21 protein-coding genes are annotated in these 24,616 nt (G+C 53.5%); 7 read left to right on the forward strand and 14 right to left on the reverse strand.

The window, feature by feature from the left end:
- Nucleotides 1-85: 85 nt before the first annotated feature.
- The 4 genes from HG15A2_RS08050 to HG15A2_RS08065 form a co-directional block, all read right to left on the reverse strand.
- Nucleotides 86-1,579 (reverse strand): SUMF1/EgtB/PvdO family nonheme iron enzyme, encoded by a 1,494-nt coding sequence (locus HG15A2_RS08050; protein ID WP_218932403.1) that lies wholly within the window; start codon nt 1,577-1,579, stop codon nt 86-88.
- Nucleotides 1,580-1,631: 52 nt separating this feature from the next.
- Complete coding sequence (locus tag HG15A2_RS08055; protein WP_145059538.1) at nt 1,632-2,972, reverse strand: Gfo/Idh/MocA family protein; 1,341 nt, start codon at nt 2,970-2,972, stop codon at nt 1,632-1,634.
- 203 nt (nt 2,973-3,175) lie between these two features.
- The gene (locus HG15A2_RS08060) at nt 3,176-3,556 is read right to left on the reverse strand and encodes a hypothetical protein (RefSeq protein ID WP_145059540.1); all 381 of its coding nucleotides are present in this window, start codon (nt 3,554-3,556) and stop codon (nt 3,176-3,178) included.
- 133 nt (nt 3,557-3,689) lie between these two features.
- Nucleotides 3,690-5,051 carry a GH1 family beta-glucosidase gene (locus HG15A2_RS08065; RefSeq protein WP_218932404.1) on the reverse strand — a complete coding sequence of 454 codons (1,362 nt, stop codon included), beginning with the start codon at nt 5,049-5,051 and terminating at the stop codon, nt 3,690-3,692.
- Between the two features lie 118 nt (nt 5,052-5,169).
- On the opposite strand from HG15A2_RS08065, the gene HG15A2_RS08070 reads away from it, so the two are divergent.
- Nucleotides 5,170-5,400, forward strand: coding sequence for a hypothetical protein (locus HG15A2_RS08070; RefSeq protein WP_145059544.1), 231 nt, complete (start codon nt 5,170-5,172; stop codon nt 5,398-5,400).
- Here the strand turns inward: HG15A2_RS08070 and HG15A2_RS08075 are convergent.
- Both HG15A2_RS08075 and HG15A2_RS08080 read right to left on the reverse strand, forming a co-directional pair.
- Complete coding sequence (locus HG15A2_RS08075) at nt 5,387-5,899, reverse strand: ISAs1 family transposase (RefSeq protein WP_145059546.1); 513 nt, start codon at nt 5,897-5,899, stop codon at nt 5,387-5,389. The two genes, HG15A2_RS08070 and HG15A2_RS08075, sit on opposite strands and share 14 nt — an antisense overlap.
- Nucleotides 5,900-5,976: 77 nt before the next feature.
- On the reverse strand, nt 5,977-6,531 hold the full coding sequence (locus HG15A2_RS08080; protein ID WP_218932405.1) for an ISAs1 family transposase: 555 nt from the start codon (nt 6,529-6,531) through the stop codon (nt 5,977-5,979).
- A 529-nt stretch (nt 6,532-7,060) separates the two neighbouring features.
- On the opposite strand from HG15A2_RS08080, the gene HG15A2_RS08085 reads away from it, so the two are divergent.
- Nucleotides 7,061-7,261 (forward strand): hypothetical protein, encoded by a 201-nt coding sequence (locus HG15A2_RS08085; RefSeq protein WP_145059550.1) that lies wholly within the window; start codon nt 7,061-7,063, stop codon nt 7,259-7,261.
- Between the two features lie 732 nt (nt 7,262-7,993).
- Here the strand turns inward: HG15A2_RS08085 and HG15A2_RS08090 are convergent.
- The 8 genes from HG15A2_RS08090 to HG15A2_RS08120 form a co-directional block, all read right to left on the reverse strand.
- Nucleotides 7,994-9,040, reverse strand: coding sequence for an outer membrane protein assembly factor BamB family protein (locus HG15A2_RS08090; protein WP_218932406.1), 1,047 nt, complete (start codon nt 9,038-9,040; stop codon nt 7,994-7,996).
- 54 nt (nt 9,041-9,094) lie between these two features.
- Nucleotides 9,095-9,250, reverse strand: coding sequence for a hypothetical protein (locus tag HG15A2_RS23870; protein ID WP_218932407.1), 156 nt, complete (start codon nt 9,248-9,250; stop codon nt 9,095-9,097).
- Between the two features lie 104 nt (nt 9,251-9,354).
- On the reverse strand, nt 9,355-10,392 hold the full coding sequence (locus tag HG15A2_RS08095) for a hypothetical protein (protein WP_145059553.1): 1,038 nt from the start codon (nt 10,390-10,392) through the stop codon (nt 9,355-9,357).
- Between the two features lie 196 nt (nt 10,393-10,588).
- Nucleotides 10,589-11,932, reverse strand: a complete 1,344-nt coding sequence (locus tag HG15A2_RS08100) for a hypothetical protein (RefSeq protein WP_145059555.1) — start codon at nt 11,930-11,932, stop codon at nt 10,589-10,591.
- Nucleotides 11,933-12,083: 151 nt separating this feature from the next.
- Nucleotides 12,084-12,497, reverse strand: a complete 414-nt coding sequence (locus HG15A2_RS08105) for a hypothetical protein (RefSeq protein WP_145059557.1) — start codon at nt 12,495-12,497, stop codon at nt 12,084-12,086.
- A gap of 121 nt (nt 12,498-12,618) precedes the next feature.
- On the reverse strand, nt 12,619-13,596 hold the full coding sequence (locus HG15A2_RS08110; RefSeq protein ID WP_218932408.1) for a DUF1559 family PulG-like putative transporter: 978 nt from the start codon (nt 13,594-13,596) through the stop codon (nt 12,619-12,621).
- Between the two features lie 257 nt (nt 13,597-13,853).
- On the reverse strand, nt 13,854-15,605 hold the full coding sequence (locus HG15A2_RS08115) for a FecR family protein (protein ID WP_145059561.1): 1,752 nt from the start codon (nt 15,603-15,605) through the stop codon (nt 13,854-13,856).
- Between the two features lie 2 nt (nt 15,606-15,607).
- Nucleotides 15,608-16,099 (reverse strand): sigma-70 family RNA polymerase sigma factor, encoded by a 492-nt coding sequence (locus tag HG15A2_RS08120; protein WP_218932409.1) that lies wholly within the window; start codon nt 16,097-16,099, stop codon nt 15,608-15,610.
- A gap of 490 nt (nt 16,100-16,589) precedes the next feature.
- Here HG15A2_RS08120 and HG15A2_RS08125 point away from each other — a divergent pair, with 490 nt between their 5' ends.
- The 5 genes from HG15A2_RS08125 to HG15A2_RS08145 all read left to right on the forward strand — a co-directional run bounded on the left by HG15A2_RS08125 (nt 16,590) and on the right by HG15A2_RS08145 (nt 23,830).
- Nucleotides 16,590-17,273, forward strand: coding sequence for a PEP-CTERM sorting domain-containing protein (locus HG15A2_RS08125; protein WP_218932410.1), 684 nt, complete (start codon nt 16,590-16,592; stop codon nt 17,271-17,273).
- A 362-nt stretch (nt 17,274-17,635) separates the two neighbouring features.
- Nucleotides 17,636-18,316, forward strand: a complete 681-nt coding sequence (locus HG15A2_RS08130; protein WP_145059567.1) for a hypothetical protein — start codon at nt 17,636-17,638, stop codon at nt 18,314-18,316.
- A gap of 106 nt (nt 18,317-18,422) precedes the next feature.
- Entirely contained in the window at nt 18,423-20,168 is a 1,746-nt protein-coding gene (locus HG15A2_RS08135; protein ID WP_145059569.1) for a hypothetical protein, read from the forward strand.
- Nucleotides 20,169-20,209: 41 nt separating this feature from the next.
- Nucleotides 20,210-21,865, forward strand: coding sequence for a glycoside hydrolase family 172 protein (locus tag HG15A2_RS08140; protein ID WP_246117908.1), 1,656 nt, complete (start codon nt 20,210-20,212; stop codon nt 21,863-21,865).
- A 39-nt stretch (nt 21,866-21,904) separates the two neighbouring features.
- Nucleotides 21,905-23,830 (forward strand): glycoside hydrolase family 172 protein, encoded by a 1,926-nt coding sequence (locus tag HG15A2_RS08145; RefSeq protein WP_145059571.1) that lies wholly within the window; start codon nt 21,905-21,907, stop codon nt 23,828-23,830.
- Nucleotides 23,831-24,616 lie beyond the last annotated feature (786 nt).

Below are 24,616 nucleotides of genomic sequence, written 5' to 3' on the forward strand. Positions count from 1 at the left end.
GCCGGAACCAGAAAAAAAGATTGCTTGCAAACTATTTGCGAACCATCAGAATCAGGTCTTCGGAAGTCGCGACTGCAAGAGATAGCTAGTTCAGTAACTTCTGCACTTCAGCCTGATCAAGTTGCTCAATCGCCTCGGGGAGTTTCGGATCGATAGCTTCAAAAGCGCCGCGACCTTCTTCCAGGCGTGCCTCGACAGCAGCTTTCAGTTCTTCGGCATCGATTTCCCAAGCTCTCTTTTGCAGCTCTTTGGTGAGCGGCTCAAGTGGGCGGATCACGCGGAAGCCGACGCCGCCGGCAGGATAGATCTCCGTGTACCACCAAGGGCTCAGGGGCAAGTTCGGATCGCTTACTTTCCATTCTAAATCGTCAGTCTGGAAACGGGCTGCCGAGCGCAACGCTGGGGCTTCGTCCAACCAGCTGCCACCTCGCACGACGCGTGGAAATTGTTTCTCCGGCCAACGGATCGCCTTCTCGGCGCTGGCTTCGGGTAGCTCTTTTAGGGCAGCGTAAGCGTCTTGAGCGTACTCGTCGAGGACGATCTCCGCCACGTTACCGTGCATGTCGTACAAGCCCCACGGGTTAGGCTTCTTTTTGGCAACCGCATGGCTGCGATCATCGCTATTAGAATCTAGCCAGGCGTAATCCTCAAGGTTGTCCGTCTTATCGCCGTGCGAGTAGGCGGTGCTCGAACCTGCGCGGGCAGCATATTCCCATTCGACTTCCGACGGGAGCCGATAGCTTTGCTCGGTGATCACGCTGAGCCACTTCGTATATTGTCGAGCCGCGTAGGGGGTCATCGTCACCGCGGGCTGATCGGGTTCATTGCCCGACTCGTAGGTGACATCTGGAGAGTAGAGCGGAGTCGGGCTGGTTACGGCATCCACTTCGCTAGGGGTCGAGGCAACTTGATCTCGCAATGCGGGCAAGCGCTCCAGCACGTTCATGGTAGCATTCTTCTCGCCAGGATCGATTTGAGTCTGCGAGCGGAGTGTTTCAATTTGTTTGAACTGATTGTAGAGCCTTAGGAACTCACCATACTCCGCCCAGGTGGTTTCCGTTTTTGCCATCCAGTAGGGTGGTACTTCCACTTCGACTTGCGGTCCCTCATCGGCGTTCCGATTCGCTTCCGTTTCAGGACTGCCGAGTGTGAACTTGCCGCCTGGAATTGGGATCATCTCGAACTCGACTTCCGTGCCGGGCAGCATTTGCGAGTAAGGCACCATGTAGCCGTGATCAGTCTCGACATACACACCCTCGGGCGGTTTCTTTTTTTGCAAGCCTGGGGGAAGCACGTGCTCTTCGGATTCGGTCTGCGATTTGACTTTGGCGGGGCTAGCTTCTGGCGTAGGCTCTTCGTCAGCTTGCTTACCTTGCTCTACCGCAGGCTGAGAATCTTCTTGTGCAGCTTCCGTCTCTTCCGTCGTGGCTGATTCACCCGTCTCAGTTTTGGTCGCGACTTCCGCGCCTACCGTTGCGGTCGGCGCAAGCGGAAACCCGGCGACAACGAGTATAGTGATGCCGATCAACATCCAGCCAATCGGGACCAAGCCAAAATCGCTAAGCAAGCGTAGATTCATACGTGAACAATCACCAGAGAACAAGGTTGAGCCTTCAGGAGCGAGCCACTTGCTACACAACTGCAGTCTTGCCAGGGACTGGCAAGGGATAGCGGCCATTGCTGTCAGGCACGACCGGCGGCGTATCGTCGAAGGAATGGAATTCATCGACCGGCGAAACAACCAGTTCTGAGGCGAGCGCGTCCTTCATTTGGATCATCTTGCCAGAGTACGTGGCCATTCTTCCGAGTATGGAGGTCATGGTGCTCATAGCGCCGTATTCTGCCTCGTTAGGGATTTTGCCTGCCCGTAGAGAGGCGAACAAGTCGTGATGTTCCTGCTGATGTCCGCCGCGACCTCCTCGACCATACTTCCACGCACTCTTGCCTGAAGCGTCGTAAATCTCTCCTGCACCCACATCGGCACGGCCATTGGTGCCTTGCACGGTTTCGCCAACTTTTGACCAGCAGTTGGGAATGTGGCGGCATTGGCTAAAGAGCTTCGAGTCGTCCGCATAGGTGAACTCCACAAAGTGATGATCAAAAATCTGACCGTGATCAATGCCCGTACGAACCTCGCGACCGCCCATGCCTTGGGCACTCACTGGGTAGCTGTCTTTAATCCAATTGATCACGTCGAGATTGTGGATATGCTGCTCAGTGATGTGATCGCCGCATAGCCAGTTGAAGTAGTACCAATTCTCCATCTGGTAGGCCATTTCAGACTGCTCCGGCTTGCGTGGCCGCACCCACACACCGCCGCCATTCCAATAGGCTCGTGCGGAGACGATGTCGCCAATCTGGTTGTCTTCTCGAATTCTCTTCACGGTATCGATGTAAGCTTGCTCGTGCCGACGCTGCAGCCCGACAGCTACGGCCAAGTTCTTCTCTACGGCGCTCTTGTTGGCTTCCAGCACACGACGGACGCCAGTGGCATCGACGGCAACCGGCTTTTCCATGAAGATGTGCTTGCCCGCCGCGACCGCAGCTTCGAAGTGCAGCGGACGAAAGCCGGGAGGCGTTGCCAAAATCACTAAATCGCAATCTGATTCCAACACCTTCTTGTAGGCATCAAAACCAACATGTTGACGTTCCTTGGGAACATCGACTTTATCGCCATAACTGCTCAGCTGCTTCATGCAAGCTTTCAGCCGATGTTCAAACGCATCGCACACAGCGACAAGCTTCGTGGGGCCTTCGGTGTTCATGGCTTGAGCAGCTGCGCTGGTGCCACGTCCGCCGGCTCCGACAAGGCCAATCTTTATTTCATCGCTTCCTCCTGGGTGCGCTGCCCGCGCGATTCCCATCGCTCCGGTTAATGCACCGCTTGCCGCTAAAGCGGAAGTCGTATGGAGGAAGTTACGCCGCGAAGTGCTTTGTGACGGAGAAGGTGAATCTTGATTGTTGCTGCCCATGAATCTCTCCTGGTAATATTGTGCTTCGGTCAGTGTCGCCTGAAGATTTTCCTGCTAGCGATCAGCGGTCTGGCATCCCAAAACGGTAGTGCTTGCTCGCAGTTGAATTGTGACCGTCCATTATAGTCACATGAGACGTCCCGGTCACGCGGTCCCAGGGAGGGTTGGCCTGAGCGGGAGGAATGGCGGAAATTGCCAGGTTTTCATGCGGTCACGGGAAGTATGGGCTTTGCGTTGACAATTACCAGGGGCGGCACAGAGGATTCCCCGCGTAATCCCTCCAAATCAATTGTCTTGCCAACGACCTCTCTGGCAGGAAACGTCGAGATCGCCCTTATCTTCGGTAGCCCACTCTGCGCTAGCTCACGACTTCCCCGCTTCCCAGCAGCGGGAACTATCGCAGATCGCATTTCTGGCATGGTCTTCGGCACCTTTTGTCGATAATGCTCATCGTTTCGCGCGGCGATGCGTTCGACTTGCGTCTCCGGCTTGAAGCTCGAGCCCTCTGCGGGAAGGGCACCAATAACTGAACTACCACCGACTTCAGCCGGCGGTAGTTCAGTTCCGAGTTGAGATGCTTGCAAGAAACCGCTATTTTTGGCGACATTTATTAGCGAAGTAGTAGTTCAAGCTGGCAAATCCAGTCGCATGATTCAAGAAGTTCTTCCGCGACAAAGTATTTGAGACTCCAGGGCAAAGCCCCCGCTTCCAGAGGATCTAGAACCCGTTGTTGCCGATGACTTCGGCATACCACCTAGCGGAGTCTTTCGGAGTACGTTGCTGGGTCTCGAAGTCGACGTGAATTAGTCCGAAGCGTTTGTCATAGCCGAAGGCCCACTCGAAATTGTCCAATAGCGACCAATGGAAGTAGCCCCGCACGTCGAATCCTTCGTCGATCGCTTTGGCTAAAAACTTTAGATGTCGTCGCGTGTAGTCGATTCGCTGTGGATCGTGGACGTGGCCGTCGGTGTGAACCCAATCGACATTGGCCATGCCGTTTTCGGTAATCACGATGGGCACTTGATAACGTTGGGCATGGAAGCGCACGCCCCAGTAGAGCGAGTCTTCTACAACCGGCCAATCAAACGCGGTGCGCGGCGTACCGGGGGGAGTTGGCTGATCGCCAGGATCGCCCGCCTTCACGTGTTGTGCGGTATAGATATTGAGCCCAAGGAAATCCACAGGCTGTGCGATGATTTCCATGTCGGCGGCAGTAAACTCTGGGACATCTTTGCCGAAACGCCGCAAGCCGGGTTTGGGATAGTGGCCGAGGAAGACCGGATCGTTGAACCACGTGTTGTTCCATAACGATTTAGTGGGCACATCCATCGTTGCTTTCTGAGCTGCTTCGATATCTGGCTGCGCTGGCGACGCTGGCGCTTTGACGACTCCCACAGGTGCCCAGCCAATCGTTGGTGGAGTCTTTGCCCGCTCGCGAATGACCTGCACCGCGCGGCCATGTGCAAGAAGCGCATGATGGGCCGCGGTCAACTGCTCTGCCAGAGGTAGCTTCAAGCCGGGCGCATTTGTGCCGTCGCCGTGACCATAACTCAAGAAGCATTGCGGCTCGTTGAGTGTGATCCAGTGGGACACGCGATCCGAAAGCCGCTCGATGATCACACGCGTGTAAACTGCGAACCAGTCGACCGTTTTTGGATTAAGCCAACCTCCCTTTTCGCCACTTTGTTCAAATAGCGCCTGCGGGTAATCCCAATGAAACAGGGTCACCCAAGGCGTGATGCCTGCGAGGAGTAGTTCATCGACAAGTTGTTCGTAGAACGCCAACCCCGGCTCGTTGACTAGGCCTTCACCGGTTGGCATAACACGCGACCAAGAGATCGAGAAGCGATAGGCACCGACGCCGATCTGTTTCAGCAGTGCTACATCTTCGCGAAAGCGATTGACGTGATCGCAGGCCGTGCCCCCGTGGTCACCATTGGACACCGTGCCTTCCTGTTGGCAAAAGGTATCCCACACACTCGGCCCGCGGCCCCCAGTGCTTGCGCTACCTTCAATTTGATACGCGCTGGTGCCTACTCCCCAGTTAAAATCATCTGGGAACCTTGTTGTTGGAGACATGATTGCTGAGCTGGGGTATGCCTGTTTCGAGTCGGTCATTGGCTAGATTGGTTCAGTCTAGGAGCGGCAGGAGGGTTGCCGTCACAGGGAAGTGATCCGAGGGATAACGGTCTCCCACGTGAGTTCGGACAATGCCTACGTGCTGAGTTTGAAACTTGCCGTTGTGCAGGATGTAATCTATCCGGTGGCCGTTACTCCGTCCTTTGAAGCCGTTGAAGCCGTTGAAGGTTCCTTCCTCGACGCGATGCCCAACCTTACTGCTTGGCGTACGATCCGAAGTTTTGGGTTGTGGGCAGATTTCGCGAAAACTATCGATGAGTTGCCAGTAGGGCGATTCAAAGTTTCATGATACCCAGCTTGGCGAATAGCTTATCGACTCGGTAAGCGTTTTCTCTGATAGCACCGATGAGGCTGGGGACTTTGGCTAAACGGAGCAGATTGATAGCCGCATTGCGGAAGCAGGCTAAGTTTTGGCTTCCACGGTGATGACGGACCCCACAACGGTCTTCTTGCCAGAGGACATCACGAACCCAGTGCAAACGGTTTTCAATGCCCCAATGGCTACGCCAGATCTCAAGCAGCTTCTCCGCATCGGCACGCTGCGGAGAGAGACTGGTGATGGCATACTGGAACTCGGTGATCGTCTCGTTGTTGCGACGACTCGTACGCTCTAAGCGAATCACCTGCCGAAGTCCGGGCCAGCGAGAGAGGTGCGGAACGATCCGCGTGCTGGCCTGAAGATGCCGCGTGATAACGCGACCATGCTCTTTGGTGTGCGTCCGGACCTCGGTTTGGAACGCCTCTTTTTTACGCTGACTGGCGGGGGGAAAAGGCCGGTAAGAAATCACCGGCGATGTCTTCTTCTAAGTTTCCCTGATTGCCTTTTACGACAATCAGGAAGTCACCGCCCGAATCGGTAATGGTCCTACAAATCTCGGTCTGTGCGAACATCGCGTCTCCGGTCACCACACGTCCTTCCAAGACAAGCGTCTGGAGAATTTCGGGGTGCGGTCTTAATCTCGTTCGTCTTTCCCGGGACAGGCATTTGGCTGAGTACGCAGCCGGTCTGCTGATCAAACAGGCTCAAGAGATGGACCGACTTGCCGTACCGATCCAGGGTCTTACAAAGCGTCTTTCCATCAATGGCTAGGCAGGCCATTGCTTGGGGGTCGACTTCTGCGTGAGGAGTGATCCAAGCACGCAAGGCTTGTTCGAGTTGCTCCGGGTCCATCATGTTCAGTAAGTAACGAAACGCGCCTTCTTTGGGCAGCGTGCGAAAGTACCCCAGCAGATACCAAACGCTCTTCTCTTGAGCGTGAATCCACTGGGCAATGGCTTCATAGCCTCGCGCACCGCACAATACGGCACAGGCAACGGTGGCCAGCATGGCCTGCAATGAGTGGCGCCTTCCTTTAGCCCCACGCGGGTCGGGAATCTGCTGCAAGTGAGCTAGCAGACTCTCCGCGTGAGCGGCATTCACAGTAAAACCTCCTGAAATTAAGGACGAAACGTTAGTTGCTCTAAAACACGTGCGCAACCTGATCTACACAGGTTCATTCTTTGCGTAGTCCTGTTCGCACAAAAGTCACTTCATAACTCCCCACCCGCTCTTGGCCACCCAAACGGCTACAATGGTATCCACTGAACCAATTGCCGCAGTCGGCACGCCCTGAGTAACGCAAACACTCGCCAGCCTCAACTCGGGGTAAGAGCAAAGCGCTACCGCGTTTTCCACTACTCAGGCCGATTTTTTCTCTTCAAGTGAGTGGCCGGCTCAACAACCAGCCTGAGTAGGTCGTTACGCGGCATACGTTGTTAAAACGCAATCAAGAAATCTGGCTGGGGTTTTTGCTCCAAGAAACACGTTTGGAGCAGAAAAGGCAGACGAGCAACAGGGAACGCCACTTGAGGCGTAGCGCGACGGCTAGAGGAGAAGATTGATCGACGCCAAGCAAGTGCATCCATCAAACAAGCTGAGAGCTGACAGCCCATGGCTGAAAGCTAAATAAGTGGGCGATGAGGGACTCGAACTACCCCCACGAAACCCGGGAAAAACGACACTTCCCGATTCAAGCGGCGCAGAATGCGGCGCGCCTGGCGCACAATCGGGTGTGGTGGATGCCGAGCTGGCCGAGCTGATTCGACGCTGGGCAGACCTCCCCAAGGCCGTGAAAGCGGGCATCCTGGCGATGGTGCGGGCGGGGGAGTGAGGCCCCCCCTGCTTAGGTTCTCCGCTGGGGTGCACCGCGGGGGCTACGCCAGTAGCGATCGAGCGGATTTCCTTCCCGCGACACTTTTCAGCGATCCTAGTAAGAAAGATACGATCGCCTCCATCACGGGTCCTCCGCTAGCCGAGCATTTCCTACGACGCTTCGAGTTTCCCTCCGAGGTCACGAACCAAAATGCCGAAAGTGCATCGGCCATTTTGACCGACGCGACTTAAGGAAGTCACGCTAAGTGGCCAAGTGACAGATTTTGCGCCCATCTTAGAAGTTGAGATGTCATCGGATTGAGGCATTTTCTGGACCAGCCAAAGCGATCTTGGCGTCCTGTCAAAACTGCGTGCGGTGGGCGTCACCGACGCGCTATAGCAAATCGTTGGGTCGACACGGGTGAAAACCACCTCGCGCAGTTCGTGTGGATTTCAAGACGCGGCGTCTTGTCCAACGAATGGCACTGCACTAACTGCAGTAAGTCGATTTTCCCAATTGTGAAGAGCGTTCGAAAATCGCTGCATTTCGACCGCCAAGCGCCGCACTTTTTAAACGCTATTCACAGGTGATCACCTCATTCGCTTAGCTGCACCAGTCTCGATTCAACGATTTGGTGGATGGACTGGCATGTAGAGCGACAGAGTCACCGAATTGACACAAGCATAGAGCAGGCTGGCAATTCAAGAGTGTCAGAATATCAAGGTCGTCGATTCAACGTATCTACTTGCTTCACTCACCGATTGCTGCCAGAAACTCTTGTCGATCCTTGCCTTTCCCCCGCGCGAAACGGTGATAGAGTTTTGCGTCACTCGGGGCTGGTGTCGCATAGCCTAAGTTGCCGAGTTGATTCTCGGCCAACAACTCGAATTTTGCAGGTGTCGCCCTGAATACAAATGTGGTCCCTGCCTGATTGGTCACATAAATGCGATCACCGACCAAAAGTGGTGAGGAACTGTATTTTCCTCCGAGTCGGCGCTTCCACATTCTCTTTCCATCAGAGCCACGCCAGCAGAAGCCGACCCCACTATCAGCCACCGCATAGACGAATCCATCGACGACTAGCATCGACTGTTCGTAGCATTTGGTACTGTTTTTCCAAACGATTTCAGGATCGCCATCGAGTCGCACTGCAACTGTCTGTGAGGTGGGATAGCCGCCACTGGCGAATGCTAATCCTAATGTTTCGTCCCAAACTACCGTGCCGCACGTTAGCGCTGTCGTAGCGGGCGTGACCCAAAGTTCGTCGCCACTTGATGGCTCGTACCTCGCTACATGACCAGCTCCGCTCAGCAACAGAGTATTTCCGGCTTTAAGCCTCGCAATGGCCGGGGTCGAAAATGAGATGTTTTGTTGGCGGGGGGTTCTCCATTTTTCTTCTCCGGTCTGGGTATCAAAAGCAGCAAGACAGCTTCCCTCGCCGTCATATTCATTGGCAATAATGACCAGTCCATCCACCACGATTGGTGAACTACCGTGTCCGAAAGAAAACTTAACAGGAGCAAAACTTGCGACACGCTCTTGCCAAAGTTGCTCACCTTCGAGATCAAAACAAGTTAGCCAAACAGCTTGGTCGTTGTTAAAGAGCGTAAATAGCCGACTGCCATCGCAAGCAACGGTCGAGTTGGCATGGGTATTCGCGTGATAGATCTTCTCAGCCAAATTGCCTTGATGCACAACTTTCTGCTTCATCAAGTTGCCATCGCGTTTGTCAAAGATCAGCAACGACTGCGTTTGCTCTGTCGCATCCGCCGTAGTGAGGTAAATTCGATTGCCCACGATAGTTGGAGATGAGTGGCCTCGGCCTGGCACCGGGGCGACCCAAGCCAAGCCTTAGTCGTCACTCCACGTCAATGGTGCGATTTCATCGCTCGGAGCGTGATTGTCGCCAAACGGACCACGCCATTGCAACCAGTCCTCGGCACGAAGATCTGCAGTTGAGGATATGAATAGCGTGAGACCAAGTAGCCATTGAATAGAATTAGGCATGTAAGAGGGTGATTCCTGTTGCACTCAATAAAAGAGAAGAGATGAGTACCTGTGGCACTCACCTCTTCTCGGTTAGGTGCGATCTGTGTCGAAAAGCCGTCGATCTAACGACGCCTGAACCCACAAATCGCAGCTGCCCACATAGCAAGTAATAGACTGCTTGGCTCCGGCACAGCATTAATTGACGCAATGCCAGAGACGCCGTTGCCGTAGTTATTTTGCCAATCGGTCAGACTACCGACGTTGTTGTCGCGTTGCCACTCCAGAAAATCGGCACCATCGACCTTCGTGTCATTATTAAAGTCACCAGGAAGACCTCCGGTGGATTCGATATCGATGATTGCTTGCAGTGCGGTTGCGTCGCCACCGAAGTTGCCGTTATTGTTTACCGTAAAGTCAATCGTGTCGCCTAGTGCAAGCGTAATCCCAGTCAGATTGAACGTACCTGTAGCTTGCAACAAATGGCCAGTGGTTCCCGCCGCTGTTGCCCCACCGGTGGCATTGAAAAGCGAGCTTCCGTTATGCAGTACTTCGACCATTACCGATTCTGAAGAACCATGGGATGGAGCTGCATTCGCCCTTCCAGCGAGATCGCGAAAACTACCGGCAATGGTAGCGGAAGTGCCGGCCGATAAGTCACCTGCCTGAATCGTGTATCGGGCGATGACCACGGGGTCGATGGGGACTGGGGGCTCGTCTTCGGTTTCGGCGCGGCCAGGATGAAGTAGCAGGTCGGTGCCAACGACGGCTTCGTTGCCTTCATTAACATTCGCATTCGTCGGGTTGCCATCAAACCCGTCGCTAAAAATTTCAAACTGATAATCTAAATTGTCCACAGGGTCTTCGGTAAGCGTACCGAGGACAGCCGCTGTGCCAAACTGGGTATCAATGCCTGCAAAGCCCGTGTTACCTGCATTGCCGAGCGCCGTCTCAGCCGTCAGGGCAACTTCGGTTCCGCCGCTGGCAGCAGTGGAATATAAGTAGCTCCATCCAGAGGGGAACGCAGTGGGGGCAGTGGTAGCACTGGCAGCAGCAACGTAATCACCAGCCGCGTCAGCAATCACGATGGCAGATGCCGTTGGCAGCATGCTAGCCGTAAAGAAGCATGCTATAAATGACGACAGTAATACATTTTTTCTCATGATAAGCTCCTCTGGGTTTCAAATTACAGTGTCTCTAAACAAGTAGAACACACGATCAAAAAGTTCAATTCCATAAAAATACCGAGAGATCCTTTTCGTCTCTGAGTGGTAACTAACCAAGGGTCCTAGCGTTGTTTCGATTCATAAATAGACCTCTTTCTTTTCACGGGTTAAAACGCAATTGGTTGCATGCAAATTACCGGGCAGGACGGGATTGACGCCTAAAAAATCCTTGCCCGGCGAGTAAGCTGAATATCACCAACACGATGGAAGCAGGCTCTGGTACGGCGACAGCAAGCGATGGTGAGGTTCCGCCTGCTCCGTAATGGTCTTGCCAGTCTTCGAGATCGCTAGCGTCGAACATCGTCCCGAAGCCACGTTGCCAGGCTAGAAAATCTACTCCATCGATGTCGAGATCCGCGTCAAAATCACCAGATGTCACGTACTCAACTAGGCCCGGCACGACGGAACCATCAGCTAGTCGATACTGGAAAGTCAGATCTCCATCGTTGCCCGCTCCAAATTCTGTTGGGTCGAATGCACTGCCTATTGAAATGCTTGAGTCAGCAGCGATGACGGAACTTCCTGTTAAATAAGCTTCCGTCAGCACCGTGTCACCACTGCCCCCGGATTGCTCCCAGCCATTACCAGTGCCTGGAGCACCGTTGCCCTCAAAGTCTTGGTCTTCAAGGCTGTTCCAGCCATCGAAGTTCAGCGCCACCCCTAGACTCGCAATTGAGTAAAAGTCGATGTCCTGTGGTTGTGAGCCATTGATGAGACTCACATCCCCCGAAAGCGTATGGACCTGTAGTGTCAGCAATTCTGTTGGCTGAGTTTGCTCAACTTCAATAATTGCCTGCAGCGCGGTCTCGTCTGCGCCAAAATGGCCGTTGATGCCTACCACAAAGTCAATCGTATCGTTTTCCGCAAACGTCAAGCCCGTCAGGTTGAACGTTCCTTCAGCTTGGGTCAATGCGTTCGCGGTCGACTGGTTGCCAGTGACAGAGAATAGGTTGTTCGTGTTGTGGTAGATGTCGGCGGAGATAGAGTCGACCGCTGCACCACCACCGATAATCAACTCCCTAAAACTGCCTGAGATGGAGCCAGTGCCGGCAGCAGCATTTGCGGCATCGGCAGTCGAAATCGTATAGCGAGCGATAACGAACTCATCAGCATTACCACCCTGCCCAGGGTGGAGAAGCAAGTCCGTACCAACCACAGCGCCGTTGTCCTCCCCATTGGAGAAGATTTCGAACTCCAGCGAGCTAGCGGTGTTAGTCCCATAGACGGCTGCCGTTCCGGCGGTAGAACCACCCACGAAACCTTGATAGGACGCACCCTGGTTACCCACATCACCAGCGGTAAGTGATATCTCAGTACCACCGTTGGGCATATCAGCACCGAGATAACTCCAGCCAGTCGGTGGTGACAACGGTGCAGTCGAAGTGCTTCCTGCGGCAGCAAGGTAGTCGCCAGCAGCGTCGGCAATGGTAATCGCACTCGCGCTACATGCCATGTCGGCCAAAACAGCTGCGGCCACGCACGCCCTCAAAGGGACTTTCGCAACTACAAAACGTAGCGATCCCTTAAAACTGTTAAAAAGGGTTTGAAAAATATAGAAACAATTCAACGGAACCTCCCACTTCTCTACACCACTAGAGCCTGCAAACTACTTGACGTATCCAATTGCACTATTCATCGACCAGCTTCAACACGAAGTGATTGTCCTCTTCTTTGACTTCGCCTGTGAATCCTGAAGTGTCATAGGAGGTGTATTTCTTGGGGATTTCGACGTACATGTCACGAGCACCGTAATACATGGAATCGGTTTCAATGGATATGACAACCGCTCCCATAGGGACGTTGGTGATAATGAAAGTGCCATCAGGCTTGATTAGCCCCCGCGACTTGCGACGTCGGTTGTCCGCAACCGCAAAACTAGCACTTCCACCGGTCAGTGGCTTCCCGTTGTACTGCACCTCTCCAGTAACGAGGACCCGGCCGTTAGGGTTTCGAACTTCCTCGGCGCATCCGCCGAATACTGCCAAGAGTAAGGCTAAAGCAGCAAACTGCCCGCACCCCAAATAAGATCCTTTAGCTATCATGCCGTTAATGTACCCCAATTCCGTCTACTGCTAGTAGTTCGTTCAATTGCCTAACGCATTCTGTCCAGCGATGCGATTTCTTTCCACTGCAACCATCGCCGAATCTCTTAGCTCGTCCCGCTCAATCGGAGATATTCAAAAACTCCAGCGATCCTCCATCGTCCGGGAAAATAAGGAATGCCCACACATCTTCGTCGACATCTCCCCCAACGGATTGGACACTGCCATCCATGTGAACTGTATTCATTACGTTGTGAGCCGCTTGTGCTGTGAACGGGTTGCAAGCCTCAGCCGGCGGTGCAATCTGCGGGGTCGAGATTACGGTTTCCGTCGGGCCACTTGAGCCGCTCTGGTAGACATCCCAAGCAATCAGAGGATCGTTTTGCGAGGGAAGCGTGCCTAACCAAGCAGTCCGGCCCGAACTCGTTGCGAATGGTGCCGGGCACGCGGAATACCGTTCGCAAAAAATCATGGTATTGCTAGTACCGTCTGTAAAAATCCTCAAACTTGCTTTCGAGTCTCCTCGCGGCTGTGGGGCGCGTTTGTTGTTACCAGGCCAATAGTGTCCGAAGGCTTGCACATTCGCAACGTAGTTGGTGGTTCCAAATATTTTCCCAGCCAAGCCTCCGGATGGCCAAGTGACTTGGCCCGGCACGTCCGTGCTGGTTTCTGAGGGACATAGAAAATCGTCAGGTGGAAAAGCATACTGGTTATCTGGAAAAAAAAGCGTATTGGTTGCTTGTGTTGTCCCTTGCATGGTCATGTATTGAGCCTGCTTTTCCATGTAGGGGAGCAAAAAGTAGTGGATGGAACTGAGGTTTGCTGGCGGAGCAGTTGATAAGGTTGGTCCGTCGCCAGGGAAGTAACCTCCCGCGTGTGGCAAAGTATTGTGAGCGTCATGGCAATTGATGGTCGCGAGACCAATCTGCTTCAGCTTATTTACGCACGTTGCCCGACGCGCCGCTTCGCGGGCAGCCTGCACTGCCGGCAGCAACAGACCGACAAGGACACCGATGATGGCGATCACAACGAGGAGTTCCACCAAGGTAAAACCATCTCGTCTTCGGTTACTAGCTTTCTGAATCGGCTTGGTGGACATAGTATTAATTCCTTGGGGAAAAGTCACGCTTCTCTTCTGGCATGAACGTCGACTGCTATTTACCCACTCAGGCATGCATACCTGAGTGACGATTGGTGTCGTAGCCGAGCTGCTCAATTCAATTAGCCCACGTAGCGAGAGCCGATAAGCGAAGCTTACGCACCCCAGCACCATCGGAAATATATCCGATCATGCCGTTGGTAGAGGGGTCGCCAAGCTGCCCCTATTGGCGATCCGATTTGAATTCAGCAATTCATTCACAACTCCTCTTTATTCGGTACATCAAAAGTTAGTCCTCCTACGGAGACAAATTTATCTGCTAGTCGGGCGTGGATTTTGACGACATCTCCCTTCTGAGCGCGATTGATGTCAAAGAAGTAGACGTCTCCATCTAAATCTTTGCTTTCCATTTTCACCTCGGCTTCTACATCGTTAATACTGACACGAATCGATTGAGGCACAGTTTCAGGTAACTCACCATTGTCTGTGAAAACACCGAGTCGAAAGCCTGTTGCAGGTGTTTCCACACCCAATGCAAGGCTGCACATTTCAACTTCTGATCCTCTTCGAGCCCTTTGGGGATTTAAAGGTCGGCCTTGCAACTGGGTCAGCGGGTAGGATAGCACCCCTGATTTGATGACGCTGGTTCCTTGACCTGGTGAGAGACGTGGATCACTGATATTCAAATAGCCCGGAAGTCCTCCCACAGAATAGACTCCCTCCCCGGCGGCGACACCTTCATTGAATCCAGGGCGATCTTCAACAAAACTTGGTTTTTTAACCAGCATGCCTTGGAGAGGAACCGCATAGGTTGGTCTCGCTTCGGAATGCCCGGCGTTGAAAAAATAGTAGCCGGCTGAACCAAGAACATGATTGCCGTCTGCATCCAATGGCTTTTGGGTTGCCGCTGTACGCAGCTCCGCCCCCACTCCTTCGTGAATTCCCACATAGTCAATCGTGGTGGGCATAAAGCGGACGAAGCGATCGACTTCGGTTTCTTTGAGGAAGGCTTTATTCTGGTTGTCCACCAAGGCTGCCTGTCCAGCGATCAAGCCGAGAGACTTACCAGTGCCGTTTTCGCCTTGCTTAAAGCCATAATTCATGGATACTTCCCCGCCAAATACATGAACTTCCATGGCTTGCTGTGCGGGAGAAAATTCAACCCCAAACTCAGTGCCGAGGTCAACGATCGTTGATGTGGGTGTCTCAACCGTGAATCCGATCGCCTGCGGTGGCACTTTGCCGACCAACTTGCCATTGATGAGAAGGGCTTTGTTGGAACCAAGTAACTCAAACTCACTCGGCGCAGCAAGTATCGCCTGAGCACCGCTATCGAAAACCAGCTGCAATAGACCATTGGTGAGCACATAATGACCGGCAGCGAGTCGCGTTCCGGTTGTTATTGTCGCAGATTCCGTCTTGCTGGGAGCATCTTCACTGGCAATCACTACGGACAGATCAGCGCCGATGGCATCACTGACTGTGACTACCTCGGGCTGAAGGCTGCTTTCAGCCGGCGAAACAGTTTCGCTTTGATTCGGTGGAGCCAGAGATCCAGTGAACATGAGCAAAAACAAGACGGAAGCAGCTGCCATTAAACCTATCGCAGTGTAAGGCAGGCGATTAGTTTCAATGTGCTGAACACTGCGACGCCGCAATTCTGCTTGCTCCAATTCCAAGGCAGCCTGCTCTGCAGCTTGCTGTCTTGCTTCTTCGATGGCATGCTGCTGCTCTATTCGTTCTGACTCTTCGATAAGCTCAAGAACCGTTGCTGGGTCCGGTTCAAGGCCTATGAGTGCATTGCCATGAAGTTGACTACTGCCCCAATTTCGCAGCGCTGACGTCTCGGCAATGTACATCAAGTAGATTTGCTGTGCCCGAGGGTTGCCTGCCAACAAGCCTTGCAATCTTGCCATGCCCTCAGGAGACACATCTCCCGGTAAGGTCGTAGAGAGAGACTCATGAATCTCACGAAATATCGCCTGGTCTTCCGATGACAAATCTTTCATCTCTATATCCTATCCTCGGATTGGAGACGCCGATGTATGCAACTGTGTAGTGCCTTACGGCTGCGGTACAAAGCCTTGCGTGTACCTTCAGCGCTCATTTCTAATGACTTGGCAACTTGCGCAACGGACATGCTGCTGCTATAAAGCTTGCCGAGGAGCGTTTGATATTTCTCGGAGAGGAGTTTAAGGCATTCTTGTAAAGCCTCGAAACGGACTTCCATTTCTTTCTCATGGTTAGCATAACTTGCCTCCAGAGAGTTGATAAGCTCCGTGGAGAATACCACTTTCTCGCGACCCTTCTTCTTGCGGTAAGTTAGTACCTGAAAGTATGCGATGCTTTTTGCCCAAGCATCAAAGGACTTGCTCGGGTCATAATCTTCAAATTGCTCCCAGAGGCGGATCTTTGTTTCTTGCAATAGCTCGTCTGCATCGGCAAAATTTGGCACGATTGCAAGCACAAATCCAGCGAGTCGGCGCTCGCTTGCTGCCAACAAGGCAACAAATTGAGCCGTTCGATCTGAAGAGTTCGAGGGTGAGGACATGTTGGTATACGTACTTACGGCACTCATTACTGGAGCGCAAGAAAAGTGATATTATTGCAGGGGCAGGGAGGACCTCCTGTACAACCTATGGGCGCAAGAAAGGCGTTGTGGGACAAGAATCTTGTGCTTTTTTCCATGCACGTAGTCGCGCGGCACTCAAAGCAAAAGTTTTTCTTGGATAATTTGTCCCGCTCGGACAAATGCAAGCCTATTACCTGTGGACTGAAATGTACCACAGTAGCGATTGAAGCCTTGTGATGCCATCCGCGCACTCAGGGGCGTGTATAGTCCTTGGTGCCGATTCCAACTTGGCTGTTATTGCCCTTTTTTGCAAGGAAGTGCTTCTGAGAAACAGGATTGCTGTGCTCAGCCTGGGGGTGGTATGGGAAGTTCCGAGTCTTTTATTCGTCTTTTTCGGGTCTTTAAAAGGGGAGTTGTTCTAATGAAGAAAATGTTCAAACAAAAGTTCTTGTCGGCGATGCTCACGTCGGGCATTCTGATTGTGGCGTCTCATGCGACGGCTGCTGTTATTGCCTGGGGGCCTGTGACTGCAGTCACAGGAGATGAGGCTGCTGAGGTGAGCACTGCCGGGGTATTCGAGCAGGGTTACAATCTGTCCGGCGACGGCGACACGAGTGTCGTAGTAATCAACGGGGATGCTTACGTTAACAGGGACGATTTTCTACCCAGCAACGCTGGTACATTCGATGCGTACCCAGCCAATAACGCAACGACGACCTCTTACGAGGACTTGTTGTCAGACGTTGATTTCAGAGGCGGTAGAGATAACATCGGCGACGTGATTACACTCACTGACCTTAATCCTGGTGACGAATACCTCCTACAGCTGTGGTACTCTGATGACCCAGCTCAGACCCGCGAAATCCGAGTTGCTGGTGATGAAGGATTGAGTACGACTCCGTCGTTGACGAATCCTTCGTACGTTATCGGGACTTTCGTTGCTGATCCTGGTGGAGCGCAAGATCTGAATCTGCTAGCCAATGATCGGGGCGCACGTCTCAACGGCATTCAGCTACGTAACACTACGATTCCTGAACCGTCGACGCTTGCCTTGCTTGGCTTGGCATTCGCTGGCTTGGCCGGAAGTCGTCGTCGGTCTGCTTAGGACTGCTGCCAGAATGTATCTCAGTTCATGGCGCCCCCTGCATTCAGGGGGCGCTTTTGAACTTTTTGTCCAGCGTCGTAAGCAGTAAGCCTAGGCGAAGTACCAGAATAGTTTTCAATTCGATACCGCAGTCTGCCATGCAGGCTGCGGTATCGCTTGATATGACTCTGAACATGGCGTGTTCTGAGTTGCTCCCCGTATGCCAGCGGAGTTCTTTTGTGAGGTTTTCCAGTCGCTTCGACGACCAAACGTGCCTGGATATTTAGTGGCTGCGGCAGGGTTCACCATACAGCAGGACTTCTTGGCTCACATGCATTACCTCGTTCAACTTAACCTACTTTGATTCGACAACTGGAGAGTGGATGGCAACCTTCCGTACGTTTTTGGTGCTGTTTAGTGCCCTGTGTTTGGCTCGCATTTCCATGGCGGTGGATCTATCTGAAGTTCCTGGGACAGATAGTTTTTCTAGCGACTTTCAAAACCCAACCGTCCTAGCACTCGAGCTGGGCAGCAATCTGGTTACGGGTGAAGTGGGCCAAGAGCCTGGCTCGGGAACCATCCTGGGCGACGGCACAGACGCTGGTACCGACGGCGACTACTTTACGATCATCGTCCCTGCTGGGCATCGCTTGGACCAAGTGTTTGTGAATCGCTACAACGATTTCGGACGTGGTTTTGCTGCGTACGCCGTAGGGGAACAGTTTGCCCCGGTCCAGGACCTGGGCGGCGGCAACTTTTTCTACCCGTTTGCCGACGCAGCTTTGTTTTCAGGAGCAACCGACTTCGAGCCATCGCCGCCGGAACCTTTGTTTATTGGTGGCAGTGTGCCCGTTGACCCTGGCGATGGTGGCCTCAATGTCGATTTCCTCGCTGCTGGGTCTTACTCATTCTTAATCCAAGAGAATCAGAATCAGGCAGTCGACTACGTTTTCGATTTTGTCGTGACCGAAATTCCTGAGCCGACAGCCATCATGTCCGTATGCATTCTGCTTTTGACGTCGGCAAGTTTACGGCGGCGATCTGCCTTCGTTGCCAATGACTGAAAGAAGCCGGGCCGTTACGAATTGAGACCGCCTCGTATCATGGATGATGCGATCTCGCGTTTATTTCCACCGAGGCGCGCACAAAGATAACAAGAGGAACTCCTAAATGATTGCCGTGAACTCGATGAATTCAGCCGTATTTTGCCTTTTACGCACCAGCGGCCTTCTCGCTTTGATTAGCTTGGCCAGTGTTTGCGTGGCCGAGCGTTCGCTTGCGCAAACGCTTGTCAACGATCTCAATGGCACACTTACGCTCGGCGGATCGGTCACTAACGGCTTAACTGGTATCGTCGGTCAAGTTGCCTTTGCCCCAGGAGACTCCCAGCATGCTTATGTCGGTACCTTCGGAGGCGGGGTTACCCGTTTCGACTACGATCCGACTTCCGCCAATTTCCTCTCCAATCCTGTCACCGCTGTGCCGACTTCGATTACAGAACTTGGCGGTGTTATTGGTACGGGCGGTACCGACGGAGACGGCGGTTTTAATGGCACGCTAGGACTTGCTTTTCACCAAGACCCGACTTTGGGGACTGTCATGTACCTAGCTCCCGCTGTTCGTTTTCGAGCACGCGACATGGAGCCTTTGCTGCAGCCTATCGTGCGCGTCAATGACGCGAATGGGGATGGAATTTTTGGCAACGGTGGAGATCTCAACCAATCGATTGTTTCTGGTATCGCGGTGACAAGCGTCCATCAGGTCAATCAATTCCAGATACGTGACGACTCTCTCTACGTGGGTGTCGGTTCTCGCACTCAAAATGGTGGCCAAACGGCCGCTCAGCATCAAGCGATTGGGGGCACGGGTGTCGACCAAAGCGACCCGGGAGAAACTGCGTACACGGGTTCGCTCAATTTCATTGAGGATTTGACAACCCTGACAGATACAAGCACCTCGAACGTCGCGGGCTTTACGGTTTCTGATCTGACCGGGGATAGCACGGTCGATGACGACGATGTCCGCGCGGATGCCCAGCCATTCACCAGTACTTCGCCAAGCAAACTCCGAGTCTTCTCGACTGGCTTTCGAAACAACTACGGCTTGGGAATCGATGACGCAGGAGAAATCTGGGTAAGTTTCAACGAAAACGAGAATCCGAATATGCCCGACGAGCTACATCGGAATGTTACCTTTCAGTCGGACCATGGCTTCTTCAAAGGCAACGACATTGTTGGCGATTGGAAAGTTTCGGGCGACGAAGATGGATCATTGCAAGTCAACTCTTCGCAACTGGCGATCGATGCGGGCTATTTTGTTCCAGCCAACAGCGTTGCCCCATTTGTGACGGTTGGTAACAATGTCGCCGCAGGGGGGCTCGACTTCTTTCAGCCCGATGTTGCAGACCCGTCGCTTGCTGGCGACGTTCTCTTAGCTCGCAACTCTGGTAGCGGAAGGGATGTGCTCTACATTGACCGTGAAACGGGCAATACTTCCGTCGTTCTTGAAGGCCTTACTTCAGCACTCGATGTCACCCGCGACCCTTTTGGTAATTTCCTGGCAGGCGGAAATGGAGCGATCTCTCTGCTGCGTGTCAGCAACAATAGTGTCTTGGGTGACCTCAGCGGCAACGGCGAAGTAGGTGTGGAAGACTGGGTGATATTTCGGACGAATCTTGACTCCGATGTATTCAATGACGCCTTCTACGAAGCGTTTATGAAAGGCGATCTCGACCGCGACGCCGACATCGACATCGACGACTTCGGTTTGTTCAAAGAGGCTTACGAGAATGAGAACGGGCCCGGCAGTTTCGCAGCGCTCGTTGCTGTTCCTGAACCGACCAGTCTTGGTTTGGCGCTCCTGGCATGGTCTGTGTTGAGATTGCGGAGACGCAGCCGCCGGGGGCTAGCCGTTTGAATTATCAAAGAGTGTGTGGGAATGAATTTAGGAAAGCACTCATGAACACTTTACGAGGTTACGTTTGCACGGCGCTGTTGGTGCTGGTGTATGCGCCGATTGCATCGGCCGAGGAACAGCTCGATGAAGTCGTATCGTTTGATTCGATGCTGCGAGAAATGACGAACCGCGACGAGGTTGCACGTTTCCCCCAACACAACTTCCGGCTGAAACAGGACAGCAGCTATAACCGCGCTTCCACAGTGCTAGAGCCGCCGAGAGACAAACCTAAAGGCTGGTTTACCAACCACGACTACAATTCGAGCGACAAAGATAAAAACTTCATCCGAATCGAAGAAAACGGGGGGAGAAAAGAATGGGTGCTGATGGAGGATGACGGACCCGGTGCGATCGTGCGGTCCTGGATGCCGTGGAGAGGACAGAATAAGTCCACCAGCTCATCGATTATCCGCATCTACCTCGACGGCGAAGTAGAGCCGGTCATTGAGGGGAACGAGTTTGAGCTGTTCCAAGGCGAAGGGATAGTGCCGTTTCCGCTCGCCCACAAGTCGCTGCGGTCGGCGGTTTCGTTTTTGCCAATCCCCTACGCGAAGGGCTGCAGAGTAACCGTATCTGAGCGGCCCTTCTTCTACCAATTCACCTATCGGGAGTACGATGAGGGAACCTCGGTCCAGACCTTCCGGATGGAATACTTGCAAACAAACTCTTCGCTGGTGCAAGAAACGTGCTCAGCGCTGCTCGCACCGAAAGACGCTTCCTCCTCGAATGAACAGAAGCTTGCGGGCACGCTCGACTGTGGGCAAGAGATGTCTGTTGATCTGCCGGAAGGCGCTGCGGCGATTCGCGGACTATCGGTTCGGCTTGGCAGCTATGAAGATCCTAGCGTGACCCGGACTGTCGTGCTGAAGATGGAATTCGATGGCAAGCCAACGGTGTGGTGCCCGCTGGGGGACTTCTTCGGCTCAGGGATCGGTCTGAATCCATTTCAAGGTTGGTACCGCACAGTTGCCGAGGACGGCACGATGTCCAGCCGCTGGGTTATGCCTTACCGTGAGTCGGGCGCTATCTCGATCGTCAACTTAGGAGCGGAACCGGTTGACTTCGAACTCAATGCCGCGGTCGGTGCCTGGGATTGGGACGACCGGTCCATGTACTTCCATGCTGCATGGCGCGGTCAGTACCCGGTCCCGACTCGACCGTTCTCGGACTGGAACTACGTAACACTAAAGGGGCGTGGTGTGTACGTCGGCGACACGCTGACAATTATGAACCCGGTTGAGAAGTGGTGGGGAGAAGGTGACGAGAAGATCTTTGTGGATGGCGAGAGCTTCCCTTCTATTTTTGGAACTGGGACTGAAGACTACTACGCGTATTCCTGGGGTGGTCGCAGCACAGACTTTTACGAACATCCCTTCCATGCGCAGACGAGATGCACTGTTTACAACAAGCTAAATCGCAAGACCACAGATGAACGCAATACCCAAGGCTTCAGCACCGAGACTCGCACCCGCGCCTTAGATACCATGCCATTCGAGAAATCACTGCAGCTCGACATGGAAGTCTGGTCTGGAACAGATTGTAATATGGGGTACGCCGTGGGGGCGTATTGGTACGGCGATTCTAAAACCGAGTCCAACCGAGAACCCGATCCTGACGGAGCGCTGTCAATACCACCGCTTCCAGAGGAAATGAAGTGACAACAGCAATTAGCTTTTGGGACCTAGAGAAGGCACAGAATGGCGTTTATCAATTGCAAGACCATCACAGATACACTTAGCCGATTCGCTTGGCTGGTGCTCGTCATAATTGTTGCGGCAGCACATACCAGCACAACGAATGGTCAAGCAGTCACGATCGATTCGCTCCTCGACGACATCCTGGATCGCGATGCCATCGCTGTTCATCCGAACGCGGACAAGAGCTTCACGCTAAAGCAGCGTAGTAGCTACGACCGTGGGTCTGTGGCACCAGGCCAGTCAGGCTGGTTCGCGAATAGCGATTGGTCAAACTATATCCGCTCGGAAGTCAACCAGGGGCGAACCGAGTGGGTGTTGTTCGATGAAACAGGCCCCGGTGCGGTCACGCGAATCTGGGCCGGCGGAGTCCCTCAGCAGCCCGCCACGCTCCGTTTTTATATGGATGGCAGCAGCACTCCCTTCTGGTCTGGCACAGCTGAGGACTTGATAGGGAAGAACTCACAATTTGGCGATTACTTGTCTTGGCGATCGGTTGATGCGGACCTCACGGCAGCAGGCAGATCGCCGGGGCAGAACCTTTATGCCCCGATTCCCTATTCCAACGGCTTGAAAATCACCTTCGACCACACGCCTGGCGGCACCGGGGATGGGTTGTGGTACGGCATCAACTACCGCACGTATGAGCCCGGCACAACTGTCACCAGCTTTACTGCCAGCACCCCTACGGTACCCGCTACCGCGGCCAAGCTGGCAGCGGTGAACGCGCAGCTGATGAGTCCCGATACAGCGCCGCGCGGCACAGGGAATCAGCAGCACAACACGTCGGGAACTCTGGGCAATGGCCAGATCTTAAGCCAGACTCTTTCGGGAACTAGCGCCGTCAAGCGACTGAAGCTCAACCTGCAAGCCACGGATATGGCGGCGGCGATCAAGGACACAGAGTTGCATATCTCGTTCGACGGCAAGACGACCGTTCGCGTGCCTGCAGGGTCATTTTTTGGCTCAGGCACCAACCAAATGAATGAGGTTGAAGACTGGTACCGAACCGTAGACCCAAATACGGGCGACATGACCTCTTATTGGACAATGCCATTTCAGAATGCGGCAGAAGTCCGAGTCGTCAACAACGGAAGTCAGAACGTTACGGTTGGATTGGAGGTCGAGACCGGCGATTGGACTTGGACGGACGATTCCATGTACTTCCACTCGAACTATCGACCGGGGGAAGAGTTTGAGAATATCAACGAAGGGCGAGACTACAACTATGTATCGATTCTTGGTGAAGGTGTCTACGTGGGAGATACTTTACAAGTACATACGACAGACGGCTCAGCAAAATGGTGGGGCGAAGGCGACGAGAAAATCTATGTGGATGGGGAAGAGTTTCCCTCGCAATTCGGGTCAGGGACCGAAGACTACTACGGATATGCTTGGGGAGGCAGGCACCCTGAAACCTTCAATCACGCCTTTGTTACCCAACCCGAAGCCGGAGCGAACAGAGCGACTGGCACAACGGTCAACGGGCGTGTGCGCGCACTAGACACCATACCGTTCAACGAGAGTCTCCATTTGGATATGGAAATCTTAAATATCACTGGCGGAGACTATGAATTTTCGGCGGCGACCATGTGGTACGGCAAGCCCGGTGCGTTTGCTGTTAGCCACGAGACGATCGGTGATCTTGATTTCAATGGGACGCTTAATGCACAAGACTGGAACCTATTCCGTGCTGGCCTGGATAGTGATGTTTCAGGACTGTCTGAAGCGGAAGCTTATGGGCAGGGAGACCTCGATATTGATGGTGACGTCGATATCTACGACTTCGATTTGTTCAAGCTTGCATACGAAGAAGCCAACGGCTCGGGATCGTTCGCTGCATTGCACCTACCAGAACCGGGAACGCTTATGATGGCTGCGGTGGCGTGCCTGTCTGTGTTGGTGAACGTCCGATTCCAAAATGATTGACGCTTGAAAACATCTTCTGTTGTGACTTAAAGAACGACGTTACTATCGCAGATGCAGCGGATTGAATGTCTCTTTCAAGCCCTAATCACGGCCAACTCCTCCGCTCCAGCAGGGCGGAGAGATTCCCCAGTCCCTACTCTCATAAGCTGTGGTACAGGTTTTGGGGGCAGGTCAATTCCAGCCGCTACTCTAGCGGGCATGGACTACCAACAAATGATTGAGCAACAGGGCTTCTCTGTCATCCTTCAACGCGGGCGCATTGGCTGGTGCTGCACGCTGGAGCGTGATGGCAGATCTGTGAGAAACGGGCCGAGAGTGAATACGAAGCCCTACGGCAGGCGTATGAGTTTGCAGAAGCGAACGCGGAGGAACCGTTCGACTGGGGAGCTAGTTAGCCATGATCGGCGGTGGAGGGATGGTACGTTATCACTCGCTATCGCGACAAGAACACCAACCTGCGACCCCAGTTGCAACGCATCATTAAGCGAGCGGGGCTTGAAGCATGGCCGAAGCTGTTCGCCAATCTGCGAGCTAGCCGGGCGACTGAGCTAGCCGCAGAGCATCCTGCCCACGTTGCGGCGGCTTGGCTTGGGCACAGTGTCGTCGTGGCCAATAAGCATTATCTGCAAGTAACCGAAGCCGACTTCAAGCGGGCAACACTAGCGACAGCGAGACAGAGCGATGAGACCCCAGAAGGCAGCGCGGCGCAGAATGCGGCGCAGTCAGTGCACGAACCGGGTAGAATCGGCTTGCATGAAGAAAATGCCAGTTTCGAGAAACACCTAG

The organism is Adhaeretor mobilis, assembly GCF_007741515.1.
Lineage (GTDB): Bacteria > Planctomycetota > Planctomycetia > Pirellulales > Lacipirellulaceae > Adhaeretor > Adhaeretor mobilis.

What these genes read in the sequence shown, in the direction of transcription:
- HG15A2_RS08105 (WP_145059557.1), bottom strand. Translation starts at nt 12,497, where the DNA reads ATGATAGCTAAAGGATCTTATTTGGGGTGCGGGCAGTTTGCTGCTTTA.
- HG15A2_RS08050 (WP_218932403.1), bottom strand. Translation starts at nt 1,579, where the DNA reads ATGAATCTACGCTTGCTTAGCGATTTTGGCTTGGTCCCGATTGGCTGG.
- HG15A2_RS08110 (WP_218932408.1), bottom strand. Translation starts at nt 13,596, where the DNA reads ATGTCCACCAAGCCGATTCAGAAAGCTAGTAACCGAAGACGAGATGGT.
- HG15A2_RS08140 (WP_246117908.1), top strand. Translation starts at nt 20,210, where the DNA reads ATGAACACTTTACGAGGTTACGTTTGCACGGCGCTGTTGGTGCTGGTG.
- HG15A2_RS08055 (WP_145059538.1), bottom strand. Translation starts at nt 2,972, where the DNA reads ATGGGCAGCAACAATCAAGATTCACCTTCTCCGTCACAAAGCACTTCG.
- HG15A2_RS08115 (WP_145059561.1), bottom strand. Translation starts at nt 15,605, where the DNA reads ATGAAAGATTTGTCATCGGAAGACCAGGCGATATTTCGTGAGATTCAT.
- HG15A2_RS08130 (WP_145059567.1), top strand. Translation starts at nt 17,636, where the DNA reads ATGGCAACCTTCCGTACGTTTTTGGTGCTGTTTAGTGCCCTGTGTTTG.
- HG15A2_RS08095 (WP_145059553.1), bottom strand. Translation starts at nt 10,392, where the DNA reads ATGAGAAAAAATGTATTACTGTCGTCATTTATAGCATGCTTCTTTACG.
- HG15A2_RS08125 (WP_218932410.1), top strand. Translation starts at nt 16,590, where the DNA reads ATGAAGAAAATGTTCAAACAAAAGTTCTTGTCGGCGATGCTCACGTCG.
- HG15A2_RS08145 (WP_145059571.1), top strand. Translation starts at nt 21,905, where the DNA reads ATGGCGTTTATCAATTGCAAGACCATCACAGATACACTTAGCCGATTC.
- HG15A2_RS08135 (WP_145059569.1), top strand. Translation starts at nt 18,423, where the DNA reads ATGATTGCCGTGAACTCGATGAATTCAGCCGTATTTTGCCTTTTACGC.
- HG15A2_RS08065 (WP_218932404.1), bottom strand. Translation starts at nt 5,051, where the DNA reads ATGTCTCCAACAACAAGGTTCCCAGATGATTTTAACTGGGGAGTAGGC.
- HG15A2_RS23870 (WP_218932407.1), bottom strand. Translation starts at nt 9,250, where the DNA reads ATGCCTAATTCTATTCAATGGCTACTTGGTCTCACGCTATTCATATCC.